The following is a 19,948-nucleotide window of genomic DNA, read 5'->3' as shown; positions in this document are numbered from 1 at the left end:
TGATCAGTTAACCTGAATACTTACAACACAGAGTAAGCACTATGTTGAAAAAGAGACTGTTAGTCAGTGCCGTTGCAGCGCTGTCCATGGTGGCCGGTTCGGCAATGGCGGCGATCAGCGCCGAAGAAGCAGCAAAGCTGGGAAACCAGTTAACTCCACTGGGTGCGGAGAAGGCGGGTAATGCCGCCGGTACGATTCCAGCCTGGACCGGCGGTATCACCAAAGACAAGATACCGGCGGCCTTCAAACACCCGGGTCAGCACTATCCGAATCCCTATGCAGATGAAAAACCTGAGTTTGTGATCACGGCAGAGAATGCCCAGCAATACGCCGAGCAGCTAACCCCCGGTCAGCTGGCGATGTTTAAAGCCTACCCGCAAACGTTCAAAATGCCGATTTACAAAACCCATCGTAGCCACTCCTCTCCGCAGCGGGTATATGATGCCACCAAGGAAGCGGCTACCAAGGCCCAGCTGGTTGCCGGTGGCAATGGGGTGACGGGGGCGGTCGGTGCGATCCCTTTCCCGATTCCAAAAGATGGTCTGGAGGCGTTGTGGAACCATATGGTTCGTTACCGTGGTGAGTACATCGTGCGCAGTGCCTCTGAGGTGGCGGTACAGCGAGGCGGCGCATACACGCTGGTATCTTCCCAGCAGGAAGCGGGTTTCAAGTACTACTATCCGGGAATGACCGAAGAGGAGTTGGAGAATATCCTGTTCTATTACCTCTCCTTTACCAAGGCGCCTGCACGTCTGGCCGGTGGTGCGGTGCTGGTGCATGAAACCCTGGACCAGGTTAAGGAGCCGAGGCAGGCATGGGCCTATAACGCAGGCCAGCGTCGTGTGCGGCGAGCCCCCAGTATCTCATACGATACCCCCATCACCGATGCCGATGGCTTGCGTACCGCAGATGACACCGATATGTATAACGGTGCCCCTGACCGCTATAACTGGAAGCTGGTGGGTAAAAAAGAGATCTACATTCCCTACAACAATTACAAGCTGATCTCGCCTGAGGTTAAGTACAGCGATCTGTTGACTCCAGGGCACCTTAACTCGGATTTGACCCGTTACGAGTTGCACCGCGTGTGGGTCGTTGAGGGAACCCTGAAAGAGGGCGCTCGCCATATCTATTCCAAGCGGACTCTGTTCCTGGATGAAGACAGCTGGGGTGCAGCAGTCGTCGATCAGTACGATGGTCGTGGTGAGCTATGGCGGGTCAGCATGGCCTTCTTGATCAACTATTACGACCTGCCCACAACCTGGACTGGCCTGGATGTATTCCATGATCTTCAGGCGCGTCGTTATCATGCGCAAGGGCTGGCCAATGAGGAGTCGGCATTTGTCGATTTCTCGCAGCCGATTCCCAAGCAGCGTTACTTTAAATCCTCATCCCTGCGCCGACGCGGAACCCGTTGATTCGTCTGTGATGGGTACCAGAGCCGCCGCCCTTTGGGGGGCGGTTTTTTTTTGTTTTTCATGGAGTTAAGGCAGGGGGCTGAAGCTTTTCACTCTAAGGGATGATTTTTCATTTCTCTCCTGCCTTTTGGGCAGAAAGGGCGGGAATCTTCTATGGTTAGTGGATATACTGTCCCAACAATTTAAACGTTTGTTTAAAATGTTGAACAACGATAACAATAAGGGAGTTTCTGTATGCGAGATGCCATCAGGCAGTCCTCTCACCCAACCCCCGCTACGGCTCAGCAGTGTTTTACGATGATAAAAACGATGTTGATCGCCTGCAGGCAATGTTTGCTGCTGGTGATGGTCTTGTTCGGAACGTCAGTGGCTGCAGCGGAGCAGGCACGACAATCGATGATCTCCGACAAGGCGCAAGAGTCCCTGCTTTTGGACGTGACTCGTGCCGGTGAGCGGTTGGTAGCAGTAGGTGATCGAGGGCACATCCTCTTTTCTGACGACAGTGGTGTCACTTGGACCCAGGCGCAGGTTCCGAGTATTCAACTGCTGACTTCGGTGACGTTTACCGACGACAAGAATGGTTGGGCGGTGGGCCACGATGCATTAGTGCTATCGACCACCGATGGTGGAGAGACCTGGGTTGAGCAGTATCAGGACCCGGAAGCGGAAGTCCCCCTGTTGGATGTTTGGTTTCGTGATCAATATGAAGGCTATGCGATCGGTGCCTATGGCTACATCATGATGACCAATAACGGTGGTAAAACCTGGAATGACTGGCGCGATCACATCCAAAATGAGGACGAGTTTCACTACAATGCGATCACCGCGCTGCAAGATGGCACGCTGATTGTTGTGGGTGAGGCGGGTATCCTCTACCGCTCTACTGATGGCGGGATAGAGTTTGAAATGATCGAAAGCCCCTATGAAGGCTCCTTTTTCGGCGCCATTCCGACCCAACAGAACGGCTCCGGGTTGATCTATGGTCTTCGCGGTCACCTGTTCCGCACCGATGATAGTGGCGCGAATTGGGAACAGGTCGACACGGGCACCGGGCACGGACTGTTTGGGGGCAAGTTGCTCGACGATGGTTCGTTGGTGGTGGTCGGGGATTCCGGCTCTATTCTGAAAAGCTACGATAACGGCATGACCTTTACGCTTAAAACCCGCACCGATCGTTTGGTCATTAACGCCCTTATCGAGGCGCCCAACGGAAACCTGATTCTGGTGGGACAGGGTGGTATTCATCGGGTCGCCTCCAATGGCGACGACCTAAAGCAACCAGCTAACTGAGTAGGGGATTTCAATGGCGACCCATAAGCATCACGGTGAAGCTGCCCCCTTGCTGGAGCGGCTGTTTTTTAACAATAGAATTATGGTTTTGGCATTCTTTTTTCTTGCCACGATCTTCCTTGGCTACAAGATGCTCGACGTCCGTCCAGACGCGAGCTTTATGAAGCTGATTCCCCTTGAGCACCCTTTTATCCAGAACATGCTCGCCAAGCGCGATGACCTTGAAAATCTGGGTAACTCTATTCGTATATCGGTAGAGGCGAAAGAGGGGGATATTTTCGATCCTGACTACATGGAAACCCTCAAACATATCAATGATGAGGTTTTCTATCTGCCAGGAGTTGATCGTTCCGGTCTGAAGTCCCTGTGGACTGCCAACGTACGCTGGATCGAGGTGACCGAAGAGGGGTTCGCCGGCGGGCCGGTGATACCGGACGATGATGATTTCACCAGTGCTGCCAATGTCGAGGAGCTGCGGGCTAACGTTTTGCGTTCCGGTCAGGTAGGCCGTTTGGTGGCGAACAACTTCAAGTCCTCGATTATCTTTGTACCGCTGTTTGAGATAAACCCGGAGACGGGTGAGCGACTGGACTACCAGCAGTTTTCCCATGAGCTGGAGGAAAAAGTCCGGGCCAAGTACGCCGACAGGGGCGTCAATATCCAGATCATCGGCTTCGCCAAGAAAGTAGGGGATCTGATCGACGGTATTGGCTCCATCGCTTACTTCTTTGCCATGGCGCTGGGCATTACATTGGTTTTGCTGTTTCTATACTCCCACTGTCCGAAGAGCACCATTGTACCGCTGCTCTGCTCTATCGTTGCGGTCGTGTGGCAGCTGGGTCTATTAGCAACTTTTGGCTACGGACTCGATCCCTACTCGGTGCTGGTTCCCTTCCTGGTGTTCGCCATCGGCGTTAGCCACGGGGTACAGATCATTAATGCGCTGGGGATCGAGTCAGCAACCGGTGCCGATCGTTTGACGGCGGCACGTCGCACCTTTCGTTCGTTGTACATTCCCGGAATGCTGGCGCTGGTTTCCGACGCCATCGGTTTCCTTACCCTGCTGATTATTGAGATCGACGTAATTCGCGATCTGGCCATTGCCGCCAGTATTGGTGTTGCAGTCATTATTTTGACTAACCTTGTGCTGCTACCGGTATTGATGTCCTACATCGGCGTGAGTGACCGCTCTATCGAAAGAAGCAAGCGTCAGGCCGCAACAGAGCCTAGAAGTTGGAAGTTGATGTCTAACTTTGCGGGTCCCAAGGTTGCGCCGGTATCGGTTGGGATCGCTTTGGTGTTGCTGTTGGGCGGTCTCTATATGGGGCAAGGGCTAAAGATCGGAGACCTTGATCCTGGCGCTCCAGAGTTACATCCCGACTCTCGTTATAATTTGGATAACGCCTTTATCAACCAAAACTACGCCACTAGTGCCGATGTAATGGTGATCATGGTTGAAACCGAGGAGGAGGGCTGTGCCACCTATAACACCATGGAGGCGATTGATCGCTTCATGTGGTCGATGGAGAATGTTAAAGGCGTGCAGTCAGCGGTTTCTTTGGTTACGGTTTCCAAACAGGTCATCAAAGGCCTTAACGAAGGTAACCTTAAGTGGCAAACACTGTCGCGTAACCAGTATGTGCTCAACAACTCGATCAGTCGTGCGACCGGGCTGTTGAATTCCAACTGCAGCCTGGCACCGGTACTGTTGTTCCTTGAGGACCATAAGGCGGAGACCTTGCAAGAGGTCGTCAAGGCAAGCCAGCAGTTTGCACTGGACAATGACAGCGACGCGATCCAGTTTAAGCTGGCTGCCGGTAACGCAGGAATCGAAGCGGCTACTAACGAGGTTATAGAGGCAGCGCAGAACCAGATGCTTATCTGGGTATACGCTGTAGTGAGCCTGCTCTGCCTGGCTACCTTCCGTTCGATTCGCGCAGTGCTCTGTATCATTATACCGTTGGGCTTAACCTCGGTTCTGTGCCAGGCGCTGATGGCCTACCTGGGTATCGGTGTTAAGGTAGCGACCTTGCCGGTTATCGCACTGGGTGTGGGTATCGGTGTGGATTATGGCATCTACATCTACAGTCGTCTGGAAAGCTTCCTGCGCCAGGGGATGGATCTACAGTCGGCTTATTTTGCTACCCTGCGCACTACCGGAAAGGCGGTTAGCTTTACTGGTGTTACCCTGGCTATTGGTGTTGGTACCTGGATCTGGTCCCCTATCAAATTCCAGGCCGATATGGGTATTTTGCTCACCTTTATGTTCCTTTGGAATATGGTGGGCGCCCTGTGGTTGTTGCCGGCGCTGGCTCGCTTCTTTGTTAGACCGGAGCAACTGGTTGCCAAGTCCTAGATAGGGACAGGTAGTTAAAAAGCCGCGCTATGCGCGGCTTTTTAATGCCAGAAAACCTAGAAGACTATGGTATTGAGACGTACCGGTTTTGGTTGGCTGCGAGCTGATTTCAATAACGCTGGGCCACGGTAGACCTGCTGTCAGCGTCTTCTGCTGAGACCGCAGAGAGCCCCGCGGCGTTGTTCGCCGCCGTCTTTGGTGGGGGGCGGTGTAGTAGTGGACTGCAGATTGTGAGGTAGCTGTTGCGGCAGGGGTCAGCTCCTCGTGTAAGGAGTAGTGCTGCCTGTCAGCCTGCGTTTACCGCGCTTGCAGGGCAGGATAGTTTTGCCTTGGGTTGTCGGATGGGTACGCTGGTCTGGTGTCGAGTCTATTTAGCCGTAAAGCGGTCTCAGTTCCTCTTTTTTTGAAGTGTTAAAGTGAGCTTTTCTTATCTTTTTGATGGTGGGTAAAAGTGTGCGGGGTTCCGGGGTCGAGCCGGTTTGCTCGCTGTAGAGAGCCTGCTCGTAATCAAGCACGTAGGTGATTAGCTCGGGCGATGTGGTGGTTTCACACAGGCGGATTAGTGGCGTGCCTGTTGAGGCTTGCAATAGCTCAGCCAGCCAGCGTCTTAGTGCTTGGATGAATTCCGGGCCAGACTGTCCCTGCTCCATACGATCTATTAATAATCGGTAAGCGATGCTTTCGGCGCTCTCTTTGCCTTGCTCCGGAAGCTGGGGAGATGGGTTTTGGCGCCGGCGAGTGAAACCCCAAAACAGCGTCGCAACCCAGAGACAGCCCAATATCGCAGTGCTCCATTTCCATGGAGTCAAATCGGCGAACTCCCCCTGGCTTCCGACCGTCGCAGGGGAGGCGGGGCGCGGAGCCTGTTCGACCGGTTGGCTGGGGGGAGGGACAATCGCTGTTTGTTTTGGGGCGGCAGGCGCGATGACGGTGATCACCTGCTCAGGGAGCGTCGCCATTCGAGATTCCCCGAGCTGGGTATCGAACCACTCCAGGGTTATCGAGGGAAGCTGATACTCTCCGGGCTCGGTCGCTACGTAGGCACTGGAGAGCCGGGTAGTGCCCAGAATGCCGTTCTCGGAACGTCTGTTTTCGCTTTGAGGTTTATCGGGGTAGGCGTTTAATCCATCGATCTGGGCGGCAACCAGGGGAGGAAGTTGAGCGAAGGTCAAACCGTCTGCCTGCAAAATAAGGGTTCGTGTAATGGAGTCTCCCACTTTTAACTCGGTGGGATCGCCACTCCATTGTTGCTGTAGGGTCAGTTCGCGGGCGGGAATCCAGGGGCTTTCATTTCTATCAGGGGGAGCCGCATTGACTCGTATGCTGATCTCGGGGGAGCGTATAGCCAGACGTTTTCCCGGCCGTGGTTGAAAGGGGTCAAATCGATTCGCCTGGTCTGCTGCGGTTGCGGTGAATATCTGCGAGGGGATGACCAGATCACCGCTGCGCTGGGGGTAAATGGCGTACTGCAGTTCAAACACCCCATGGCGGGTACCATTAATGACCTCGGAGCGAGCCGTGGGCTCTCCAAGGGACTGGACGATGGCGTTTTCAATTTTAAGATCACTGAGTTGGCTGTCATCGAACAGCGGCACTGAGTGGACAATCCGCAGAGTGTAGATGATCTGTTGTTGAACATAGACCTCTTCCAGATCAACGCTGGACTCAATGTAAACTGGAGTAGTCGCCGCAGTTTGGGGTTGGTCAGACTGGGAGGGCGTTTTGGCGACCTTGAGGGTAATCGGATCTGTCGCGAGGTTGTCTAAAACAATCGGGGGAACCACCACAAATCCTGCGCGCTTCGGGCGCAACTCTACAATCCAGTCGGTCCAGGAGACGCTCTTACCATTTGTTATCGTAAATTGACTGCTTTGGCGCTGGCCGATGATATCGAAATGCTCCGCCAGTGGGGATAGATCGGGTGTGCTAAAGAACTGCTGTTTATCACTGCGAAGGGTGAGCTCCACCGTTTCGTTGAGACCTATATTCGTGCGGTTGACTGAAGCGATGAAACTCTCCGCCCACCCCAATGGAACCCAACACAGCATAAGCAAGCAGATGATGCTTGTCGCAAGGGGCGCAGTGGCGGGGGATTTAGTGGCTGATTTTGCGTTTAGCGTTACCATATTTGCTCTCCAGCCTGCAGGGGATCGCGCTGGCGATGTTGCATCTCGAATTTTCTCCTGAGCAGTCCAGACGGGTCATCCGGTATGCGCCGTAGCCAACCCTCCATGGCTTGGCGGTCTTCCGATAGTGGCAGGTCGTCGACGGAGGATTGCGCCTTTTGCTCCTCCGTATTATTGGCGTTGCCAGGGGAGGTAGCCGGCTGTTCGGGTTTGCTATGCTGTTGGTCTGATTCTGGACGCTCAAGACTATCTGTGGACTCGTTGTTATTGGCTTCAGGCAGCGACGCTTGCTCCTGCCCTGCGTCTGCTGCCCGGTCTTTGCTCTGTTGTTGGTCTGTGTTCTCTGCCCCTTTGGCCCCTTCTGATGTGTTTGGGAAGGGTTGGTTTTGCGGGTTCTGGTCAGAACCTGAATCGCTCCCTGACGGGTCAGAGGAGTGCTCTTGTGAGCCTTTCTCTGACTCCTCTTGAGACTCTTTGGGCGTTTGCTGAGGTGAGTCAGAGTTTTTTGTGTTTTCTTGTTGCTGCTTCATCAATTTCTCAACGATTGACCTGTTCTTCAGTGCGGATTCATAGTTAGGGTTCTGCTCGATCACTTCATCGTAGAGCGTTAGTGCCTGAGGCAGGTTACCGGCCATCGCCTCTGCATTTGCGCGGTTGTAGAGTGAGTCGATACCCGCACTGTTTTTAAAGGCATCGGATGCAGCCTCATAGTTCCCGGCTTCGAAGTGGGAGTAGCCCTGCCATGCAGGGTTATCAAATTTAGTGGCGGCGTCCTGTGGCCGTTTTTCCTCCAGTAGCACCTTGCCTTGCTGATCGGGCGTTTTCCATAACGACTGCCAGTCGAGAGCATAGCTGGGTTCGCTGGGCATTAGCACGATGGGGAGCAGCAGTAGCGTGAGGAGCCAGCCGCGACGAAAGCTGGCTAATAGCAAGCCGAGCAACGGCAATAGGAGCCAGTAACCCTGATCGGACCATTGATCAAAGGTTTGCTCCTGTTGGCGAGCACTATCCCCAAGGGACGGGCCCGCTTGAACCTGCTTCCAGTCTGACGGGTTGAAGCTAATGGTTGCGTAGCGTCCCCCCAGTGAGCGTGCCAGCCCCTTGAGTGCGCCAGCATCCAGTCGCGGGATGACGATCGCTCCGTTGGTATCCTTCAAATAACCACCACCTTCCACGCTTATCGGGGCACCTTCGGGGGTGCCAACACCGATAATGGAGATCATTACACCGGTGCCTTTTAGCTGCTGGCGAATCAGGTCGCTCTCTTCAGGGCTTACCTCATCGGTGAGTAATAAAATCTGGGCACCGTCGCCAGGGTTGCTACCCAGAAGCTCCAATGCCATGCGTATGCCACGGCTGGCGCGGCTGCCTGCAAGGGGCATTAAGGAGGGCTCGAGTACCGACAAGAGGTTGGTGATGGTTGCCCGATCGTCGGTTAGTGGAGCGACCCGGTAGCCGTCACCGGCATAGGCAACGAGCCCGGTGGTTCCGTCAATTCGGATATCCATAATGTCGCGTATTTTTCTTTGGGCACGAGTTAGCCGATCGGGAGAAAGGTCAGACGCATACATGGACCAGGATAGGTCGAGTACGATCACCAGCGGTGCCTGGTTTTTGTACACAACAGAGGGCAGGCGCTGCCAGCTGGGGCCGGACAGTGCCAGGCTGGCTATCACCCAACCGAGCACTAACCACCCTGTCAGGGTCGTGCGGCGATCGCTTGGGTTATCTGTTTGTAGATGCCTTAGTAAGTTAGCCGGTATCACCTGGCTCCAGGCTGATTGTGTCCGCTTTGAGCGGGACAGCAGCCAAAGTAATGCACCTCCAAAAGGGAGTAGTAATAGCCCATAGGGCCTTAACAGGTGAAAGTCCGCCATCCATTGGAATAAATTCATCGGGCATCTCTCCTCAATGGAGGGAAGTAACCGCGTCGCAGGATGATGTTAACGAGCCACCAGAGGGCGACTATGCCCATGGCTGTGGCTAAAGGCAGGTAATACAGACTGCGTCTGGGGCGCACCGTTTGGGCCTGCTGTTCAACAGGCTCCAGGGCATCCAGTTGTTGGTAGATCTGCTGTAATTCGTCAGGATTGCGGGCGCGGAAGTAGCGTCCACCGGTAAGCGAAGAGATTTCGGTCAGGGTCTTTTCATCGAGATCCGAAGAGGGATTAACACGGCGCGCACCGAAAGAGGAGCCGAAGATGCCTGGCTGGATCATCTCGTCTGCGCCAACACCGATGCTGTAAATTCGGACCTGTTCGCGTTTTGCCAGCTGGGCTGCCTGCCTAGGGGTCACTTCGCCGGCGGTATTGGCACCATCGGTCACCAGTACCAGCACTCGGCTGGCGGCGGGACGAGAGCGCAATCGTTTGACGGCGAGGCCTATGGCGTCTCCAATAGAGGTCTCCCGGCCCGCCATGGCAATCTGGGCTTCGTCGAGCAAAATTCCAACGCTTTTGCGATCAAAACTCAGGGGTGATTGCAGGTAAGCTTGGGACCCAAACAGTATGAGCCCAAGACGGTCGCCCTCCCGGCGGGCAATGAAGGGCTGCATCACATGCTTGATGGCTCGTAAGCGGTCGACGGGCTGTCCTGCTATTTGCATATCCTGGGTTTGCATACTGCCCGATAGGTCAATCGCTAGCATTAAGTCACGAGCAAGGGCCGGCACGGGGATCGCTTCTCCGACCCCGACAGGGCGTGATGCTGCTAACAACATTAGAGCCCACAGAACGCTTGTTCCCAACAGCAGACTGAGCCGGGTCTTACGCTCTTTTCTGTGGGTATTTAGATGAGCCATTTGTTGGTAATGGGGCAGGCGGATGCCGGTGCTGGCCGTGGGCCGCGCGCGAGGGGGCAGCCAGTACACCAATATGGGTAGCGGCAGCAGTAACCAGATCCAGGGCCATTCCAGCTCAAGAGTCATGGTGTGTAATCCACTGTTTGCAGTATTCGTAGAGCGGGGCAGGGTCGTGAGCAAAGTCGGGCTGGTAACGGAAACTCTCGACCTGCTCGGCTTCGCGATATTGTCCGGATGGGTAGCAGGAGTGCAGAAATTGCCACCATTGGGGGCCATTCATTGGCGCTATTAGATCGTTTGGGTAGGCTTGCATGGCGGTGCGTTTTAAAAGCTGGTTACTCTGCTCAACGAAAGTGAGGGGGTTTTGGTTTTTCTGGTATTGCAGCCAAAGTCTGTTTATCTCTTTGAGGGCCTGCTTACGGTAGGCTCTTTCAGCGACTCGTTTTTTTCGCTTTTTAAGTAGAGGGTAACCGATGAAGAGAGTTGCCAGAAGCAGTGCGCCGAGCAAATACCAGCCAGGTGCCAAGGGCCATAGCCCATTGATCGGCTCCGGTGTTGCCAGTGGTGCCAGTTGTTCGAGTAACTTGTTGTCAGCCATTATGACGCCTCCCCCGCGAGTCTGGGAAAAGGGCGTTTAGTTGTTGTTGCGTTGGTAAACCGCTATCGATATCCAGTAACGGAATACTAAACCGTGCCAGTCGCTGTTCTGTATCGAGGAGCTGCTGCTGGCAGATCGCTTGATACTGTTGTTGAGCGCTGTCTGACTGAGTATCTAATATCGACGAATCCTCACCGTTATTGATGGGGTAGAGCCCTGCCCTGGGGGGGTCGCGTTCCAGCCTATCGGTTACCCGAAGAAAAAGCAGGTCGTGGTGTTTTGTCAGTCGGTGCAGGTGGGGTTCACAGGCGCTGTCCAGTAACGCCCCGTCGCTGATAATAAAGAGTGCGGCCCCTGTATCGATAGACTGGTGGAGGCTCGAGAGGGTGTCCGCCAGATAACTTGAGGGCGCGTCCTGTAGGCTGTTGTCGAGTCGATGATTGGCATCCACGATAGTTTGAAGCCAATGTAACAGTGTGCGTTTGCTCCGGTAGGGGCGGATTAGCCTCTCCTCTAACCCGGTTGCCAGCATTCCACCGATCCGGTCTCCATGCTCAAGTGCGGCCCATGATAGAGCAGCAGCGCACTCGGCCGCGGCCACGGATTTAAAGTTAAGGCTAGAGCCGAAGAACATGCGGGGACTTTGATCGAGTAAAATAACAACAGGCCGCTCCCGTTCTTCATGGTATAGCTTCGTGTGGGCAACTCCGCTGCGAGCGGTTACACGCCAATCAATGCTGCGGATGTCATCTCCCGCCTGATAACGCCGAACCTGGTCGAAATCGATCCCGCGGCCACGCAAGCGACTTCGATGCTGACCCGATAGTGCGCTACGAACGTGCTGCGTGCTATAGATTCCCAGTCTGCTGGCATCACTGCCCAGCTCAACCAGCTCACGGAGATTGGTATAGGCCCCAGGCATTTGACGACTCAGGCAACCGGAACGCAGGTGAGTAGGCGGTCGATAAAGTGATCGTTATCGATCTGCTGGGCCTGAGCGCTGTAGCTTAGAATAATACGGTGACGCAGGGTGTCGTGGGCAACGGCTTGGATGTCGTCGGGGGTTACAAAGTCTCGCCCCATGAGCCAGGCGTGAGCACGAGCGCACCGGTCCAGGGAGATAGTGCCCCGTGGGCTGGCACCGTATTCGATCCAGCTCGCCAACTCCTCATCGTAATAGGCAGGGTTGCGGGTCGCTAATACCAGGTTCACCAGATATTGCTCGACGGCGGGCGCCATATGGACTTCGAGTATCTCTTGCCGTGCTTTCAGAATCTGTTCCTGGGTAATCTGTTCGGGAGGCAATGTTTCCCCTCCCTGCTGGGCGTCTCGGCGGGCGAGGGCGAGTATGCGCTGTTCCGTCTGGGCGTCGGGGTAACCGATTTTGACATGCATCAGAAAACGATCCAGCTGGGCCTCAGGTAGAGGGTAGGTTCCCTCCTGTTCAATGGGGTTCTGGGTTGCCATGACCAGAAAGAGCGCGGGAAGCGGGTAGGTAGTGGTGCCGACACTCACCTGGCGTTCGGCCATCGCCTCCAGCAGTGCAGATTGAACCTTTGCCGGCGCGCGGTTGATCTCATCGGCTAACACCAGGTTGTGAAAAATAGGTCCTCGTTGGAACTCGAAGCTGGCGGTTTGCTGACGAAAGATGTCGGTGCCGGTAATATCGGCCGGGAGTAGGTCTGGGGTAAATTGGATACGGTGAAACCCGGCGTCTACTCCCTGGGCCAGACCTTTGATTGCCCGGGTTTTTGCTAGCCCGGGCGCGCCCTCTACTAGCAGGTGGCCATCGGCAAGCAAAGCGATCAGCAGTCGATTAACGAGGCGCTGTTGGCCGAGAATGACGTCGGAGAGAAAGTGCTCCAGATTGCGGATCGATTCACGTTCGGACATTGGTGCCTCACCAGTAGCAATTAGTTGCTGTTATTATTGGTCTTTCTATTAATATTTCAATGGCTTGTGGTGTAAACATCCGGTAGTTTGTTGGCAGTTTTAGTGTTGGCCGAGTGGATAGTCTACGCTTAACTCATTGCGTTTGGTGGAGAGGCTTGGACTCTCTGCCGTTCAGGTCTTATGCCGTAAAATAGGGAGCACTTTTATGGGTCAGTTTTCTGCCGAAAACAAGCAAGAGTACATGGATAAACTCGTGGCGGAGGTAAAACTGCATATCCCCGCTGCGAAAGCGGCCATAGCGGAGCGTTTTGTGCGCCAATTTTTCTCCGTTATTGGGTTCGAAGACCTGATGGGATTCAACAAAGCCGACATTGTGGGTAGCACCCTTAGCTTCTGGAAACTCTACCAGAGCAAGCCCGACGACACACCCCGTATCGAGATATTTAACCCTGAGTATGAGCATCATGGGTGGCATTCAACCCATACCGTGATCCAGATATTCCTGGCGGATAGCCCCTTTTTGGTTGACTCGGTGCGGATGCACCTGAACGAAGCTGGATCCACGATTCATTATCTCCAGAACAATATTGCTGAGGTTAAGCGGTCGGCGAAAGGCAGCTTGCAGGACGTGGTGGAACCGGGAAAAGGTAACTCCAAAGAAGCATTAATGTACATGGAGATTGATCGTGTTGCGTCTGACGAGGAGCTGGAATCGTTAAAGATGCGGCTCCTTTCGGTGCTAAACGATGTTGGCATGGTGGTGTCCAGCTATTCGCCAGTGTGCGAGGCGGTTGAGGAGTTAATCAAGTGCGTTGAAAAGGAACGCAAAGACGATGTGGCAGAAACCCAGGCGTTTCTGCGCTGGTTACTCGATAACAACTTTACCTTTTTGGGGTATGAGCTTCTGGATGTCGTCGACGGTGATGATGTCACTTGCCCGATTCTGAAACCGGGCAAACGTCTGGGCTTATTCTCCAGTGACGCCTACACCGATTACAGCAAGCGTTTGAGCAAGCATTGTTACGATGCCGGTAACCTGGATATCCTCTCCTTTTCCAAATCACCGGTCCGCTCCAGCGTTCACCGGCCGGCCTACCCCGATTGCATTTTGGTTCGTTTGAGTGATGACAAGGGTGGGTTAAAGCAGGAGGCGCGAATTCTCGGGCTTTATACCTCGCCTGTGTATACAGAGAGTCCAGACCAGATCCCCTATCTTAGGGAGAAGGTTCAGTGTATAGAAAGCCAGAGCGGTTTCGATCGAGCTAGCCACCATGGTAAGGAGCTAAAACAGATCCTGGATACCTTCCCCAGAGATGAACTTTTTCAAACACCTACCCCGGAGCTATTTGATACGACGTTGCAGATACTGCACATTCAGGAGCGTCGCCAGATTAAGCTGTTTATCCGCATCGACCGTACTCGGCAGTTTGCCAGCTGTCTGGTTTACGTTCCGCGTGACGTCTATAGCACCAGTTTCAGGGAAGCGAGTGAGGCGATTCTTGTGCGCGGCCTGAATGCACAGGATTCTGAGTTTACTACCTATTTTTCAGAGTCTGTTCTATGCAGGGTACAGTTTAACTTGCGTCTGGATCCCGATCGGGAAACGCATTTCAACCGAGCCCTGCTGTACAATGAGATCGTTCAAGTGTCCCATAGCTGGGAGGATGAACTCAGGCACTCAGTGATTGAGGTGAAGGGGGAGGTCAGCGGTAATCGCCTCCTTTCCCGCTATGGGCGGGGTTTTTCCGCCAGCTATAAAGAGCGTTTTGGGCCGCGCACTGCGGTTGTTGATATCGACCATATTGAAATGCTCTCCGCCGATAATCCTCTAACGATGAGCTTTTATCAGTCCCTTGATGAGCAGGAAGGGCATCTGCACTTCAAGGTGTTTCACTACGGACACACGTTGCCCTTATCTGACCTGATTCCCATGCTGGAGAATCTGGGGCTAAAAGTGATTGGCGAGTTTCCCTATGTGATCAAACGCCTGGGCAGCGAGCGCATCTGGATTCATGATTTTGTACTCGACTATGGCGCCCGGTCAGTGGATGTGCAAAAAATCAATCGAATTTTCCAGGATGCCTTCCAACAAACCTGGCTCGGAAATGCCGAAAATGACCGTTTTAATCGTCTGGTATTGGCAGCACACCTGAACTGGCGCGAGGTAGCCATGCTGCGAGGGTACTCCCGCTACCTGAAGCAGATTCGTTTTGGTTTGGGGCAGACCTATATAGCAGACACCCTGGCAAGCCATGTCGATATCACACAGACCATTGTCCAGCTGTTCAGTGTGCGCTTTGATCCCGATCTGGATCTGTCTCTGGAGCAGAGAGAGGAGCAGCGGGTTTTGCTTCAAAACAAGGTCTTGACGGCGCTGGATGAGGTTAGCGTTCTCAACGAAGATCGAATCCTGCGTCGCTATCTGGACCTTATCGGGGCGACCTTGCGGACCAACTTTTATCAGCTTGGGGAGCAGGGCGATCCTAAAAGCTATGTCAGTTTTAAATTCGCACCACGACAGATTCCGCAGATTCCCCTGCCAGCACCTCTATTTGAGATTTTTGTCTACTCTCCCCGGGTAGAAGGGGTGCATCTCAGGGGAGGCAAAGTAGCACGGGGCGGACTGCGTTGGTCTGACCGTCAGGAAGACTTCCGTACCGAAGTTCTGGGACTGGTAAAAGCCCAGCAGGTAAAGAACGCGGTGATCGTGCCGGTGGGCGCTAAAGGTGGCTTTGTGCCCAAGTGCCTACCCGATAGCAGTGACCGGGAAGCCTTTTTGGCGGAAGGCATCGCATCCTATCGCACCTTTATTTGTGCGCTGCTCGACATCACCGATAATCTGGTAGAGGGGGAGGTCGTGCACCCTGAACGGGTTACGCGTTACGATGAAGACGACCCTTACCTGGTCGTGGCCGCAGACAAGGGGACAGCTACGTTTTCTGATATTGCCAACGAGCTTGCCAATGCATACGGATTTTGGCTCGGAGATGCATTCGCATCCGGTGGCAGTGCCGGATACGACCACAAGAAGATGGGGATTACTGCCCGCGGGGCCTGGGTCTCGGTTCAACGACATTTCCGCGAAATGGATATTGATGTGCAAAAGGAGAGTATCTCCGTCGTCGGTATTGGTGATATGGCGGGTGACGTGTTCGGTAACGGTATGTTGCTCTCCAAAAAACTGGCATTGGTCGCCGCGTTTAATCACCTGCATATCTTTATTGATCCTGAGCCCGATGTAGAGGCGAGCTGGGTCGAGCGTAAGCGGTTATTCGATCTGCCGCGTTCGAGTTGGGAGGATTACAGCAGCAAGCTGATCTCCAAAGGAGGCGGCGTCTTTTCGCGGGCGGCTAAGTCCATTCCCATTAGTCCGCAAATGCAAGCCCGGTTCAATATCAAAGAAACCCACATGCCACCAACCGAACTGCTTACGGCACTATTGAAATCACCGGTAGATCTGGTGTGGAACGGTGGTATCGGTACCTATGTCAAGGCAAGCAGTGAAAGCCACGCCGATGTAGGCGATAAGGCCAACGATGTTTTGCGCGTCAATGGTGGCGATCTAAATTGCCGGGTGATTGGCGAGGGTGGCAATCTGGGTGCCACTCAGCTTGGGCGGGTAGAGTTTTGCCTCAATAAGGGCGCTTCCAATACTGATTTTATTGATAACGCCGGTGGCGTCGACTGTTCGGATCATGAGGTTAATATCAAAATATTGCTGAACGAGATGGTGAGCAGTGGCGATATGACTCCGAAGCAGCGTAATAAAATCCTGGAGAAAATGACCGATGAGGTTGCAAATCTGGTGCTAGAGAATAATTACCGCCAGGTACAGGCGATCTCCCTGGCTCAATCCCAGGCTCAAGCTCGTATGGATGAGTATCGGCGTTTTATCAGCCACCTCGAAGCCGAGGGTAAATTGAATCGTGCGATTGAATACCTGCCTGATGATGAAGGTTTGAGCGAACGGCTGGCGACAGGTCAGGGTCTGACCAGAGCGGAACTTTCACTGCTGATCTCATACAGTAAAGCGGACCTTAAAGAGCAGCTGTTGACCTCGAATATTCCCGATGATCCTTATCTGGCAAAAGAGGCGAACACCGCATTTCCGCAATCACTGGTGAAAAAGTATGGCCACTTGATCGAATCCCATCGCCTGCGTCGGGAGATCGTTTCGACCCAGATCGTGAATCACATGGTGAACATGATGGGAATCACCTTTGTTCACAGGCTGGCGCAGTCTACGGGGGCTCCGTCAGCCGATATCGCACGAGCGTTTGTTGTGGCGCGAGACTCCTTCGGTATGGAGGGTTATTTCGACCAGATCGAAAAGCTTGATCATAAGGTGAGTAGCCAGGTTCAGCACCAGATGATGGGCGAACTGATTCAGTTGACCCAGCGCGCCACTCGCTGGTTTATCCGCATGAAGCGCAACGACCTGATCGCTCAGGACGCGGTTGCGCATTATGGTCCCAAGGTTACCGAGTTTGTGAAGCTGTTTCCCAAACTGCTAAATGACAAACAGCGCCAGTCGTGGGAACAAAGAGTGGAACAGCTCACCGCAGCCGGAGTGCCCAAGACCCTCGCAGGGGTTGTAGCTGGAAAGCGCTTGCTGTCCGGTAGCCTCTCGATTACTCATGCCGCAGACCAAACCGGTCATCCCCTTGATATCGTAGCAAAGCTCTTCTTTGCTCTGGGTGATCGCCTGGATATCACCTGGTTTGCTCAGGAGTTGGGTAACCTCGACACCACCAATCAATGGCAATCCATGGCTCGTGAAAGTATTCGTGACGAGCTCAACTGGCAGCTGCGGGCTCTTACCGTGGCGATTCTTAAAGGAGCCAACGGCAAGGTGGATGTAGAGCAGCAGTTGACGAACTGGTTGAGCGAGAATGCAGCGCTAGTGCAACGCTGGGACGGCATGTTGACAGACTTGAGAAGTCAGGGAAGTTGCGAGCTGGCGATGTTTACCGTTGCTAACCGAGAGCTGGTGGACCTTGTGCAGAGTAGTCACTAGAGGTACTCGTGATGCGGAGCCGTTGCGTATAGAGCGCCTCGGCTCCATGTCTTGGGATGGGGAATACCCTTGTCGATATTCTAGCCAGTAGGGTAGTGGCTCAAAGCGGCCCAGAAATCGCTTATGCAGAGTTTGATTGTAGATATTTTAATACCGGCAGAGCAGTATCGAGCGCACTACGCAGGAGCTGTGCGGCAGGTTCAGGCGCGTTCGCGAGATGGTAGGTTGGTGGTTTTTCCTAGTGAAATTCTGCGGCCATTTGTGACCCGCAATGGAATCGAGGGGAGCTTTCGCATTGAGTTCGATATGCAGGGCAAGTTTCAACGCATCGAGCGCTTATAGCTGTTTGAACAACAGCGATGATAATGAGCCCTGAGGCTGCTCTTTTTTTCATTGCTGCGTATAATTGCTCCGTGCCCCCTCCCAGGAACTGATATGTATTCACTTGCCCGTAGTCTTTTGTTCACCCTTGATCCCGAAGTAGCCCACGATCTGAGTCTTGACTTGATGGGAGCTGCCAATCGTTTGGGAGTGAGTTCCCTGCTAACCAGCAAGGTCTCCCCGCGCCCCTGCACGGTGATGGGCATTCAATTCGCCAACCCGGTTGGCCTGGCCGCAGGTCTGGATAAGAACGGTGACTGCATAGATGGCTTGGGTGCGTTGGGGTTCGGTTTTCTAGAGCTGGGTACCGTCACTCCGAGGCCGCAGCCCGGTAATCCCAAGCCCCGCCTTTTCCGCCTTCCCGAAAAACAAGCGATCATTAATCGTATGGGGTTCAATAACAAAGGGGTGGAGCACCTGATTGCCAACGTTAAGCGTGCGCAATACAAAGGGGTTATTGGGATCAATATCGGGAAAAATTTTGATACCCCGGTGGAGGAGGCGAGTAGCGATTACCTGACCAGTTTTGAAAGGGTTTATCCTCACGCAGATTATATTACCGTCAATATCTCCTCCCCCAATACACCCGGTCTGCGTAGCTTGCAACATGGAGATATTTTTCGAGAGCTGCTAGAGCGCCTCAAAGAGGCTCAGCACCGCTTGCACCAATCGACCAATCGGTATGTTCCTGTCGCGATAAAAATCGCCCCAGATATGGTTGAAGATGAGCTGGTGGCCCTGGCGCGTGTGCTTGTTGAGCAGGAGATTGATGGAGTTATTGCAACCAACACGACCCTCGATAGAGAGGCGGTAGCCGGCCTAGATCATGCAGAGGAAGCCGGCGGCCTGAGTGGCGACCCGGTGCGGGAGCGCTCGACGGCCACTATCCGCTTGCTGGCCCAGGAGCTTGGCGGGCGTTTACCCATTATAGGGGTGGGAGGCATCAGCAATGCGGCTTCTGCGGCAGAAAAAATCGCAGCGGGTGCTAGCTTGGTTCAGCTTTATTCGGGGTTTGTTTACAAAGGACCATCGCTGATCGCTGAAGTTTCGGAGGCAGCTGCTGCAGAGTTGGGTAAAGCCTAGCGTTGACTGGAAAACAGCAAAGGGGCCAGAAGGCCCCTTTTTTATAGATAGATGTTGTAGTAATTCTGACGCAAAGAGTCCGGAATTAGTGCATGGCGGCTATGCGATGAACACCCGACACGCCGGTGAGTCCATCCCAGTTATCCGAGCGGCCTTCCCGCCAACCCGTTAACCAAGCCTGTCGCATCTCAAGGGCTCCGTGGGGACACTGATCACGTGATTTTCCAGTGACGCCAGTGTTATATCCTTTGGCGAACGCACGTTCCGTCATATCTCTTTTCTGTCTTTTCATGGTTGTTTTGGCCTCAGCTATTGATGTTATGACTGCTTAACCGTGGGATTTGCTTGATGCTACATAGGGCGCAATATCCCGTTGCCTCCAGGGGAGGGCTTGTACAACACAGAAAATAGGGCAACCAAATCAGCGGGAAGGAAAATGAACGTTACAAGGCGAGACTTGGATGTAGCTACCGCCTCCTCGTATTCGGTAGCCCCTGATAACCTTTCTATCGCAAAGACTTATCCTTTGTCGAGAATCGATTAAGAATAAATTTCAAAGAGCTTATTCAAACCGGGGTATAAAATCTAAAACAAGGATTAAAATGTTTAGGTAACTATCTGATATTAAAAGGTGGCGACCAGTTTGAGGCGTAGTTGCATGATCTCTCCCAGAAGCTCGTCCTGAACATCATAATCACTGTCGATTGTGGTGTACTCCAGGCTTAGCCCGGTATTGGGGTTGAGGCTGATGCTGGTGGGTGAGGGGTCGGAAAGCTGTGTCATGTTGACCATCTCGGGCATTTCGGACAGGTTGAGCATTGGGTGAATGCTACTATTGAGTGAGTCTGCAGTGGCCGTTGTAGACGCCATAAGTATGGCAGCGACGGTGATGCTGATAGATAGTTTGTTCATGAGTCCGCCCCTGTTGCTTGGTGTTTCGTTGTTCGTCTAACTTGAAACCAATGGTACCTATATGAGTAACAGAA

The 19,948-nt window shown here is 53.6% G+C and carries 14 protein-coding genes; 6 read left to right on the top strand and 8 right to left on the bottom strand.

Annotation, left to right across the window (positions count from 1 at the left end):
- The first annotated feature begins 41 nt into the window (after nt 1-41).
- From ACP3PW_RS14465 to ACP3PW_RS14455, 3 genes are all read left to right on the top strand, one after another.
- Nucleotides 42-1,418, top strand: a complete 1,377-nt coding sequence (locus ACP3PW_RS14465; protein ID WP_426417443.1) for a DUF1329 domain-containing protein — start codon at nt 42-44, stop codon at nt 1,416-1,418.
- Nucleotides 1,419-1,715: 297 nt separating this feature from the next.
- A complete protein-coding gene (locus tag ACP3PW_RS14460; protein WP_426417442.1) occupies nt 1,716-2,708 on the top strand; it encodes a WD40/YVTN/BNR-like repeat-containing protein in 993 nt (330 codons plus the stop codon).
- A 13-nt stretch (nt 2,709-2,721) separates the two neighbouring features.
- Nucleotides 2,722-5,064, top strand: a complete 2,343-nt coding sequence (locus ACP3PW_RS14455; protein ID WP_426417441.1) for an efflux RND transporter permease subunit — start codon at nt 2,722-2,724, stop codon at nt 5,062-5,064.
- A 371-nt stretch (nt 5,065-5,435) separates the two neighbouring features.
- On the opposite strand, the gene ACP3PW_RS14450 is transcribed toward ACP3PW_RS14455, so the two are convergent.
- Genes ACP3PW_RS14450 through ACP3PW_RS14425 form a run of 6 tightly spaced genes read right to left on the bottom strand, consistent with a single transcriptional unit; the run spans nt 5,436 to nt 12,481 of the window.
- The gene (locus tag ACP3PW_RS14450) at nt 5,436-7,190 is read right to left on the bottom strand and encodes a BatD family protein (RefSeq protein WP_426417440.1); all 1,755 of its coding nucleotides are present in this window, start codon (nt 7,188-7,190) and stop codon (nt 5,436-5,438) included.
- Complete coding sequence (locus tag ACP3PW_RS14445; RefSeq protein WP_426417439.1) at nt 7,184-9,085, bottom strand: vWA domain-containing protein; 1,902 nt, start codon at nt 9,083-9,085, stop codon at nt 7,184-7,186. The genes ACP3PW_RS14450 and ACP3PW_RS14445 overlap by 7 nt, the downstream gene beginning before the upstream one ends.
- A complete protein-coding gene (locus ACP3PW_RS14440) occupies nt 9,082-10,116 on the bottom strand; it encodes a vWA domain-containing protein (RefSeq protein ID WP_426417438.1) in 1,035 nt (344 codons plus the stop codon). The genes ACP3PW_RS14445 and ACP3PW_RS14440 overlap by 4 nt, the downstream gene beginning before the upstream one ends.
- On the bottom strand, nt 10,106-10,588 hold the full coding sequence (locus ACP3PW_RS14435; protein ID WP_426417437.1) for a DUF4381 domain-containing protein: 483 nt from the start codon (nt 10,586-10,588) through the stop codon (nt 10,106-10,108). The genes ACP3PW_RS14440 and ACP3PW_RS14435 overlap by 11 nt, the downstream gene beginning before the upstream one ends.
- Nucleotides 10,581-11,510 carry a DUF58 domain-containing protein gene (locus ACP3PW_RS14430; RefSeq protein ID WP_426417436.1) on the bottom strand — a complete coding sequence of 310 codons (930 nt, stop codon included), beginning with the start codon at nt 11,508-11,510 and terminating at the stop codon, nt 10,581-10,583. The genes ACP3PW_RS14435 and ACP3PW_RS14430 overlap by 8 nt, the downstream gene beginning before the upstream one ends.
- An 8-nt stretch (nt 11,511-11,518) precedes the next feature.
- Nucleotides 11,519-12,481 (bottom strand): AAA family ATPase, encoded by a 963-nt coding sequence (locus tag ACP3PW_RS14425; RefSeq protein ID WP_426417435.1) that lies wholly within the window; start codon nt 12,479-12,481, stop codon nt 11,519-11,521.
- A 205-nt stretch (nt 12,482-12,686) separates the two neighbouring features.
- On the opposite strand from ACP3PW_RS14425, the gene ACP3PW_RS14420 reads away from it, so the two are divergent.
- From ACP3PW_RS14420 to ACP3PW_RS14410, 3 genes are all read left to right on the top strand, one after another.
- Nucleotides 12,687-17,498, top strand: a complete 4,812-nt coding sequence (locus tag ACP3PW_RS14420) for an NAD-glutamate dehydrogenase (protein WP_426417434.1) — start codon at nt 12,687-12,689, stop codon at nt 17,496-17,498.
- Between the two features lie 123 nt (nt 17,499-17,621).
- On the top strand, nt 17,622-17,840 hold the full coding sequence (locus ACP3PW_RS14415; protein ID WP_426417433.1) for a DUF2835 domain-containing protein: 219 nt from the start codon (nt 17,622-17,624) through the stop codon (nt 17,838-17,840).
- A gap of 93 nt (nt 17,841-17,933) precedes the next feature.
- Nucleotides 17,934-18,962: a quinone-dependent dihydroorotate dehydrogenase gene (locus ACP3PW_RS14410; RefSeq protein ID WP_426417432.1), complete on the top strand. Its 1,029-nt coding sequence runs from the start codon at nt 17,934-17,936 to the stop codon at nt 18,960-18,962.
- Between the two features lie 85 nt (nt 18,963-19,047).
- Here the strand turns inward: ACP3PW_RS14410 and rmf are convergent, their stop codons facing one another.
- Nucleotides 19,048-19,254 carry a ribosome modulation factor gene (rmf, locus tag ACP3PW_RS14405; RefSeq protein WP_426417431.1) on the bottom strand — a complete coding sequence of 69 codons (207 nt, stop codon included), beginning with the start codon at nt 19,252-19,254 and terminating at the stop codon, nt 19,048-19,050.
- A 332-nt stretch (nt 19,255-19,586) separates the two neighbouring features.
- Entirely contained in the window at nt 19,587-19,874 is a 288-nt protein-coding gene (locus ACP3PW_RS14400) for a hypothetical protein (protein ID WP_426417430.1), read from the bottom strand.
- Between the last annotated feature and the right edge of the window lie 74 nt (nt 19,875-19,948).

Source organism: Aestuariirhabdus sp. LZHN29, from assembly GCF_049985285.1.
GTDB lineage: Bacteria > Pseudomonadota > Gammaproteobacteria > Pseudomonadales > Aestuariirhabdaceae > Aestuariirhabdus.
The sequence above is the reverse complement of the archived record's forward strand: the minus strand, read 5'-3'. Positions and strand labels throughout refer to the sequence as shown.